Source organism: Paraburkholderia sp. XV, from assembly GCF_020177535.1.
In the GTDB taxonomy this organism is placed as follows: domain Bacteria; phylum Pseudomonadota; class Gammaproteobacteria; order Burkholderiales; family Burkholderiaceae; genus Paraburkholderia; species Paraburkholderia caribensis.
Window position 1 is genome coordinate 39,262 of the sequence record NZ_JAGUUD010000068.1, and the last position, 7,630, is coordinate 46,891.

The following is a 7,630-nucleotide window of genomic DNA, read 5'->3' on the forward strand; positions in this document are numbered from 1 at the left end:
GTGCCTGAAAGCCTCTATGATAATCGTTCTGTCGCCGGCCAAATCGCTCGACTACGACACCCCGCCGCACGTCAAGAAGCACACCATCCCCGATTTCGTCGATGACGCCGCCGAGCTGATCGGCGATCTGCGCCGCTTGTCGCCGCAAGACATCGCGTCGCTGATGGACATTTCCGATCAGCTCGCGCATCTGAATTTCCAGCGTTACGCCGACTGGTCGCCGAAATTCGACACGTCCAATGCGAAGCAAGCCGTGCTCGCATTCAACGGCGACGTGTATGAAGGCTTCGACGCGAAGTCGCTGTCCGCATCCGATCTCGACTATGCGCAGCAGCATGTGCGCGTGCTGTCGGGCCTCTACGGTCTGCTGCGTCCGCTCGATCTGCTGCAGCCGTATCGGCTAGAAATGGGCACGCGCTTCGAGAACCGGCGCGGCAAGGATCTGTACGCGTTCTGGGGCGAGCGCATCACGCAGGCGCTCAACCGGCAACTGGAAAAGAAGCAGGACGGCTCGCGCGTGCTGGTCAACTGCGCGTCGACGGAATATTTCAAATCGGTCAAACCGAAGAAACTCGCCGCGCCCGTCATCACGCCCGTGTTCGAGGACTGGAAGGGCGGGCGCTACAAGATCATCAGCTTTCACGCGAAACGCGCGCGCGGTTTGATGGCGCGCTATCTGGTGGCGAATCGCTTCGAAACGCCGGAGCAACTCAAGGGCTTCGACGCCGAAGGCTACGCTTTCGACGCCGATGCTTCGAACGATTCCACCTACGTCTTTCGCCGGCGCATCGCTGACTGACGCCGCGCCGAACCAGCAGGAAACACCATCATGACGCTATCCATTACGAGCAATTTCGACGCAGGCGCGATCGAAGTCCTGTCCTGCGCGCAGGCCGACAACATCCGCTTGCGCGTGCGTGCCGACAGCCACGCCGACTTTGCGCAGTGGTTCTATTTCCGGTTGTCGGGCGCGCGCGGCGAGCGCTGCGTGATGACCTTCGAGAACGCCGCCGACTGTGCATTCGCCGACGGCTGGCGCAACTATCAGGCGTGCGCGAGCTATGACCGCGTGAACTGGTTTCGCGTGCCGACCTCGTACGACGGCCGCGTGCTGACCATCGATCACACGCCCGATTTCGACCGCATCTATTACGCGTACTTCGAGCCGTACAGCGAAGAGCGTCACTCGGAATTTCTCGGCGCAGTTCAACAGATGCCGCATGCGGCGCTGACGGAACTGGGCAAGACGGTCGAAGGCCGGCCGATGTCGCTGCTCACGCTCGGCACGCCGAGCTTGCTCGAAGACGGCACGCTGAAGCCGAAGAAGACCATCTGGATCATCGCGCGCCAGCATCCGGGCGAGACCATGGCCGAGTGGTTCGTCGAAGGTCTGGTGAAGCGGCTCGCGGGGTGGGGCGACTGGTCGGGAGACCCCGTCGCGCGCAAGCTCTTCGATTACGCCGACTTCTACATCGTGCCGAACATGAACCCGGACGGCAGCGTGCACGGCAACCTGCGCACGAATGCGGCCGGCGCGAACCTGAATCGCGAATGGATGGAGCCGGACGCTGCGCGCAGCCCCGAAGTGCTGCTCGTGCGCGACGCGATTCATGCGACGGGTTGCGATCTGTTCTTCGACATTCACGGCGACGAGGCGCTGCCGTATGTGTTCGTCGCGGGCTCGGAGATGCTGCCGAGCTTCACCGAACGCCAACGCCAGGAGCAGACGGCATTCATCGAAAACTTCAAGCGCGCGAGTCCCGATTTCCAGGACAAGTATGGTTATGAAGCGAGCAAGTATCGGCAGGATGCGCTGAAGCTGGCATCGAAGTACGTCGGCAACGAGTTCGGTTGCCTGTCGCTGACGCTGGAGATGCCGTTCAAGGACAACGCCAATCTGCCCGACGAACGCGTGGGCTGGAACGGTGAGCGCAGCGCGTCGCTCGGTGCGTCGATGCTGCAGGCGATTCTCTGGCATATGGAGACGTTTGCCTGACGCGCTGTATCGACGAATCGCAAAGGTATGTAAAAAAGCGAGGCCACGCGTGATGCGTGGCCTCGCTTTTTATTGCTCGCGTGGTTTGTCTGATCGGATGGTCAGATCAGGCTCTCGCGCGAGCTCAATGTGTCTTCTTCGCGGCCGACTTTTTTGCGCTCGTTTTAGCGCTCGTCTTCGCGGCGCTGCTCTTGGTCGTCACGGCCTTGCCTGACGATTTGCCCGACTTCTTGTTGCCTGACTTGTTCGTCGTGCCTTTCGTCGACTTGCCTGAGTTTTTCTTCGAACCCTTGCCGCTGACAGCGTGCTTGCCCTTCGCCGTGTTCGATCCCGACGACGCCGTGCTTCGCGAGCGCAGAGGCGGCACGGGATCGTTCCAGCTGAACGCGAGCATCTGCGCGCCGACATAGCCGCAGCGGAACTTGAGCTGCGCCGGGTCGCCGCCGCTTTGCGGAACGCCCAGACCTTCGACGGTCACGACGCTGTCGACCTTGACCTTCTGCTTGCCTTCGTCGAACGAATCGTTCCAGGGCGTGACGGCTGCGTGCGCGCTGTCGAATGAACTGGGGGGGAACTCGACGTGATCGAAAGCCGTCGACGTACTCGCGACAAAGTTGCCATGCGCGGCGCAATCCGCAACGAGCGGATCGGCGTGCATATCGTTGATGAATTTGCTGACGAGGTCGTTGTGCTGCCCGAGTTGATCGGCGAGGGCAGGCAGCGAGCATGCGAGCGACGCGCTCGCAATCCACACCGCTAGCCGGCCGACCAACCGCGGCAATCGGCGCGGTGCGTTGGTGCGATCCATCTATCTATGATCAATGCTATGAAGACGTCAGGCACATAAGATGCCCATCCGCAGGAAGGAGTTCAATCCTGGCACAAATATTTTGCCGTGTCGTAGTGCCCGATCTCAACGAGCGATAGATGGGCGGATGTTGCATGCATCAGCAATCGCGCCGGACGGGCGCATTCATCTCGATGCCATTGCACAGCGGTTGAAGGATCAGGTGCGCGGACCGCCGAGACGATAGCGCCGCACGTCATACGTCGTGACCCACGCGGGACGATAGACGGCGATCAACGCCGTCGACATACCCGTGAACCACGATTCGCCCGACGCAAGCAGGAACACGCTAAACGCATAGCCGGCCGGGATGACCGACATCGAGCCGTCGGCGAGCGCGATATGCGTTGCCAGCGCAACGGCCGATGCCACCGACACCGCGATAGCGGGCGACACGAAACCCTGGCCGAAGATGAACATGAAGAGATTGCGCGGCAGCCACGCGACGCATGCACGTTGCAGGAGCGTCGATACGCCGACGGGAACGGCGCCGAATACGAGGAAGGTGAGTGCGATGCCTTGCCACGGCGCGTCGAAGACGACGGCGGCAAGCCCCGTCACGATGGCCATTGCGATGAGTGCGAGCCCCCAGTCGAATAGCGTGACGACGAGCGTCGCACCGAGCAGGTGAATCACCGTGCCATCTTCGAGCCAGGCGTTGGTCGCCCACAGCACCGACACGGCGACGATGATGGCGAGCCACACATGCTGGAGCACGGGTTCCTGCAAGCGCCTGAACGGATTCTTCCAGAGCGCGAGCGCGAGCAAAGCCACAGCGGCGATCCAGCCACCGACAGCGACCCACAACGGAAGCGGTGTGTAGAGGAAACCCATGTCTTCATATTACTCGTTGAATAGCGAAACGTGTGAGCGGATTCCATGCCAGCGATGATTTATGTCTATTCACGGTGGATTCCTTTCGACCTTTACATCCTTTGCACCTTTACATCGCGCCGTCGTCGCGTTCCGGGCGTTTGCGCCGTATGTCGTAGGGCGTCGTCGCTTCGGCGGCCATCGGCAGTGCGCCGGTGGTGTCGTTGGCAGGCAACGGATAGCGGAAAGTTCGCGGCTTGCGCTGCCGCAGTGGCGCAACGTTGGACGTCACGCGCGCGGGCCGCTGGATGCGATTGTGTCCGCTGCGCAGCACTTCGAGTTGCGCGGTGAGCCAGCCGTTGTAGATCGCGACGGCGGCGGCGCGGTTCGGTGCGCCCAGTTGCTGGAAGATCGTCGCCAGATGGATTTTCACGGTGCCCTCGCTGATGCCTAACGCGCGAGCAATCATTTTATTCGTACTGCCCATGTGCACGCAGCGCATGATCTGTTCTTGCCGCGGCGAAAGGCCGCCGCCCAGGCGTGGCCGCTTGGGCGGCGCGACCAGTTCTAGCGAGCGAGCCTCGTTCAGTTGACGCGCGAGCTTGCCGGACGAGACGGGTGCGTCGAACGACAGGGCGCCCGCAGGAATGTAGTGAACGCCCAGCAAAACCATTTCTAGCGCGCGCACGATCACGCGCGGATCGGTGGAGCGCGGAATGACGCCGAGCACGCCTTTCTCGACGAACGCGCGCACATGGGCGGGCGATATGTCGTCGACCAGCACGGCGACGGGCAGGCCGGGATGGTTGGCGAGCAACGTGCGGGCGTCGAGGGGCGACATCCAGTCCTCCCAGTCGATCAGCAACAGGTCGGGTTGCAGGCGGCGCAGCGTGCGCTCGACCTGCGGCCAGTCCTGCGCTTCGCCGAACCGTGCCTGCCGGTCGATTTGCCGTAAGAGAGTCTTGAGTCCTTCCCTGCGTTCGGCGTCCGAGTTGAAAACTGAAAATCGCATGCATTGCCTCCTGATCGATCGGTCGTGACGGCGCGATGCACGCAACGATTTCGTCGTCGCGCAGCGATGCACCATCGTGTCGATGATGACAAATTCCCAGTCGCGTGGCGGCCTGTCCAGGTGGCATAGGACGAGTGCCATGAAAAAAGCCCCGCACGCGGCGGGGCTTGATTCGATGCAGAGAAAACTCTGAAGTGATCAGTGGAAATGTGGCTGAGCGGGCTCGGCATCTTCCGGCATTTCGGCGTGAACGATCTCGCCGAGCGGGTCCGCATAAAGTGGGACGCCGCAGTCGTCACAATATTCCGGCTCGAAGCGGCCAGCATGACGGCGGATATCGGTGATGCCCGTTTCTTTCAGCAACGCGACGATATCTTCGAGCGGACCTTCAGCCGACATCGCCTCTTGCGGTTCCTCGTCGATGCCCGGGTCGCCGTTCTCGCGGCCGTACAGCGGCCACACGACGCCGTAGATCACGTCGTTGCTGCCGCGGCGCGTGAAGCCGATCCGGTATTCGTCGATGCGCCGCTCGCCGAAGCCGGCGACGACCGCGCGCAGTTCGTCGGGCGTCGCGCCGATCGTGTCGAACAGATAGCGCACCGCGGTGCGAACGGTGTGCGGGCGCACGCGCTCGTCGGCGTCGCGGCAGGCCGAGTAGTAGGCGTCCGGCAACAGGCATTCGAACTCGCAACCGGGCAGCACGACGGCCAGATTGGCGCCGCCTTGCGTCGCCCATTGTTCGAGACATTGGCCGCGCTCGATGCGCGAGCCACCTTCTTCCTCCTGCCAGCGGAACACGGGCGCGCCGACGGGCGCCGCGACGACGGCCAGCACGAAGCGTGGATCGGCGAGAATGGGCGACGTTTCCGGCAGTTCGCCAAAATTGATCTTCGCGTTTCCGCCAGCCACGGCTGCCTGCGCCAGCTGCTGCGCGAGCCGCCAGGTTTCGACGTGATGACGCGGTAACTGGTCGATGCTATACATAAAGGGCGCCATCGCGACACGCGTGCCGGCTGCAAGCACATGCGCCTGCAGATGGGCGCGCAGCGCGTCGGCCGCGTCGCCTTTGAGGGTGCCCGACGGAATCGCGTAGCGCGTCCAGGCCAGTACGGGCGCGGCGATCAGCAACGCTTCGTACTGGACGCCGTCGTGCTCGACGAGCAGCGACTCGCTATGCGTTTCGGCCATGTCGGCCAGGGCGCCGTAAGCATCCGGATGATTCTGCTGGAGATGGTCGAGTGCGGCGTCGAGCGTGGTCTGGTTGCCGTTGCGGACTATTTTCGCGAGCAGTGCGTCGAGCTTGGATTCCCAGAAGCGGTCTTCGGTGCGGCTGCCCGACGCGAAGAGCGCGAGCGACAGACCGACCAGCTTGTCGGCATCGGGAGGGAGACGTTTGGCGATTCGCGAGCGCATAAATCCGGAGGTTGTGTGCAGAGAACCATATATTCTAGTCGTTTCTTCGTCGACATATTATCGACACGCACTGCTGGCAGCGAATCGCCCGCGGTGTGGGCTTGTCCGTCCGTGAAGGGCGCGCTCGCGGAGGCTGTTGGTCCGTGTCGGGCCTTGCGTTCGTGGCTTTCGCCTGAGCTTTCCTATACTCGTTCTGCAGATGTTTCGACGTCTGCGCGGCGGTCGTTCAGGTCACTTTGGGGTCGTGTCGGGGGTAATGCATGGTGAAGTCGGATCAACTGATCGAGCGGCTGGCGGCTGTGTTCGCGTTGCTGCTGCTGGTCGGCGGCTCGCTGCTGGTGCTGGCGCCGTTCACGACCGCGCTGCTGTGGGGCGCGATTCTCAGCTACAGCTCGTGGGGCTTGTACTGCAAGCTGTCGCAGACCTTGGGCGGGCGGCGCAAGTGGGCGGCGACGCTGATCGTGCTCATCATTCTGGTCGTCGTGCTGGGCCCCTTCGTGTACGCGGGGTTTGCGCTGGGCGCGCATACCAAGGACATCACCGCGTTCGTGCAAAAGCTGACGGATTCGGGCTTGCCCGATTTGCCCGGTTGGGTTGCGCGGATTCCGCTCGTCGGCTCGAGCATCGAATCGTTCTGGGAGCGCGTGACCAGCAGTAATTCCGAGATGGTTGCGCAACTGCGTGTGCTGGCCGCGCCGGCGGGCAAGTGGGTTCTCGCGGCGGCACTTGCTGTCACGCATGGGCTAGGATTGCTCGCGCTCAGCATCATTCTCACTTTCTTCTTTTATACGGGCGGCGAAGGCGCTGCGGCGTGGCTCAACGCGGGCATGCGGCGCATTGCCGGCGAGCGCGCCGACTATCTGCTGGCGCTGGCGGGCAGCACGGTGAAGGGCGTGGTGTATGGCATCCTCGGGACGGCGCTGGTGCAGGGCGTGCTGGCTGGTTTCGGCTGCTGGATTGCCGGCGTGCCGACGCCGGCGTTGCTCGGACTCGCGACGTTCTTTCTTTCGGTGATACCGGGTGGCCCCGTGGTGGTGTGGCTGCCCGCCGCGATCTGGCTGTATCACGGCGGCGCAACGGGATGGGCGATCTTTCTCGTGGTGTGGGGCGTGGTGGTGGTGGGGATGTCCGATAACGTCGTCAAGCCTATCCTGATTGGAAAGAGCAGCGACATGCCGCTGATTCTCGTGATGCTCGGCATCCTGGGCGGCGCGTTCGCGTTTGGCTTCCTCGGCGTGTTCATTGGTCCGACGCTGCTCGCCGTGGCATACACGGTGTTGCATGACTGGACGATCGGTTCGCCCGATGCTCGCGAACTGGCTGCGAAGGCGGGTGGAAAGCCGGTGGACGCGGTGGCGCAAGTCGAGAAGGCGCGGGAGGAATGATTGCTTTGGCCGCTTTAGAAAAAACTTTGCATCTCACCCTTGTCACGTGGCGTGGGATGGCCTAAGATTCGCGTCCTCGTTGAGCGGCAGTCAGTTGGATGCGACACAACGGGGCCGCGGCAGAGACGGCGCGGTCGTGAAGTCAGCAAGGTTTTTCAGGCGAT

7 protein-coding genes are annotated in these 7,630 nt (G+C 62.7%); 3 read left to right on the forward strand and 4 right to left on the reverse strand.

What is annotated here, in order from left to right:
- The first annotated feature begins 16 nt into the window (after positions 1-16).
- Both yaaA and KFO72_RS26895 read left to right on the forward strand, forming a co-directional pair.
- Positions 17-799, forward strand: a complete 783-nt coding sequence (yaaA, locus tag KFO72_RS26890) for a peroxide stress protein YaaA (RefSeq protein WP_225033419.1) — start codon at positions 17-19, stop codon at positions 797-799.
- Positions 800-829: 30 nt separating this feature from the next.
- The gene (locus KFO72_RS26895) at positions 830-1,996 is read left to right on the forward strand and encodes a M14-type cytosolic carboxypeptidase (protein ID WP_054930093.1); all 1,167 of its coding nucleotides are present in this window, start codon (positions 830-832) and stop codon (positions 1,994-1,996) included.
- A 124-nt stretch (positions 1,997-2,120) separates the two neighbouring features.
- On the opposite strand, the gene KFO72_RS26900 is transcribed toward KFO72_RS26895, so the two are convergent.
- The 4 genes from KFO72_RS26900 to KFO72_RS26915 all read right to left on the reverse strand — a co-directional run bounded on the left by KFO72_RS26900 (position 2,121) and on the right by KFO72_RS26915 (position 6,081).
- Positions 2,121-2,804, reverse strand: a complete 684-nt coding sequence (locus KFO72_RS26900; RefSeq protein ID WP_060600216.1) for a BspC domain-containing protein — start codon at positions 2,802-2,804, stop codon at positions 2,121-2,123.
- A 198-nt stretch (positions 2,805-3,002) separates the two neighbouring features.
- Entirely contained in the window at positions 3,003-3,677 is a 675-nt protein-coding gene (locus KFO72_RS26905; protein WP_054930095.1) for an energy-coupling factor ABC transporter permease, read from the reverse strand.
- 109 nt (positions 3,678-3,786) lie between these two features.
- Positions 3,787-4,668 (reverse strand): LuxR family transcriptional regulator, encoded by an 882-nt coding sequence (locus KFO72_RS26910; protein ID WP_054930097.1) that lies wholly within the window; start codon positions 4,666-4,668, stop codon positions 3,787-3,789.
- A 198-nt stretch (positions 4,669-4,866) separates the two neighbouring features.
- Positions 4,867-6,081: a DUF2863 family protein gene (locus KFO72_RS26915; protein WP_036003896.1), complete on the reverse strand. Its 1,215-nt coding sequence runs from the start codon at positions 6,079-6,081 to the stop codon at positions 4,867-4,869.
- Between the two features lie 260 nt (positions 6,082-6,341).
- On the opposite strand from KFO72_RS26915, the gene KFO72_RS26920 reads away from it, so the two are divergent.
- Entirely contained in the window at positions 6,342-7,466 is a 1,125-nt protein-coding gene (locus KFO72_RS26920; RefSeq protein WP_054930096.1) for an AI-2E family transporter, read from the forward strand.
- Positions 7,467-7,630 lie beyond the last annotated feature (164 nt).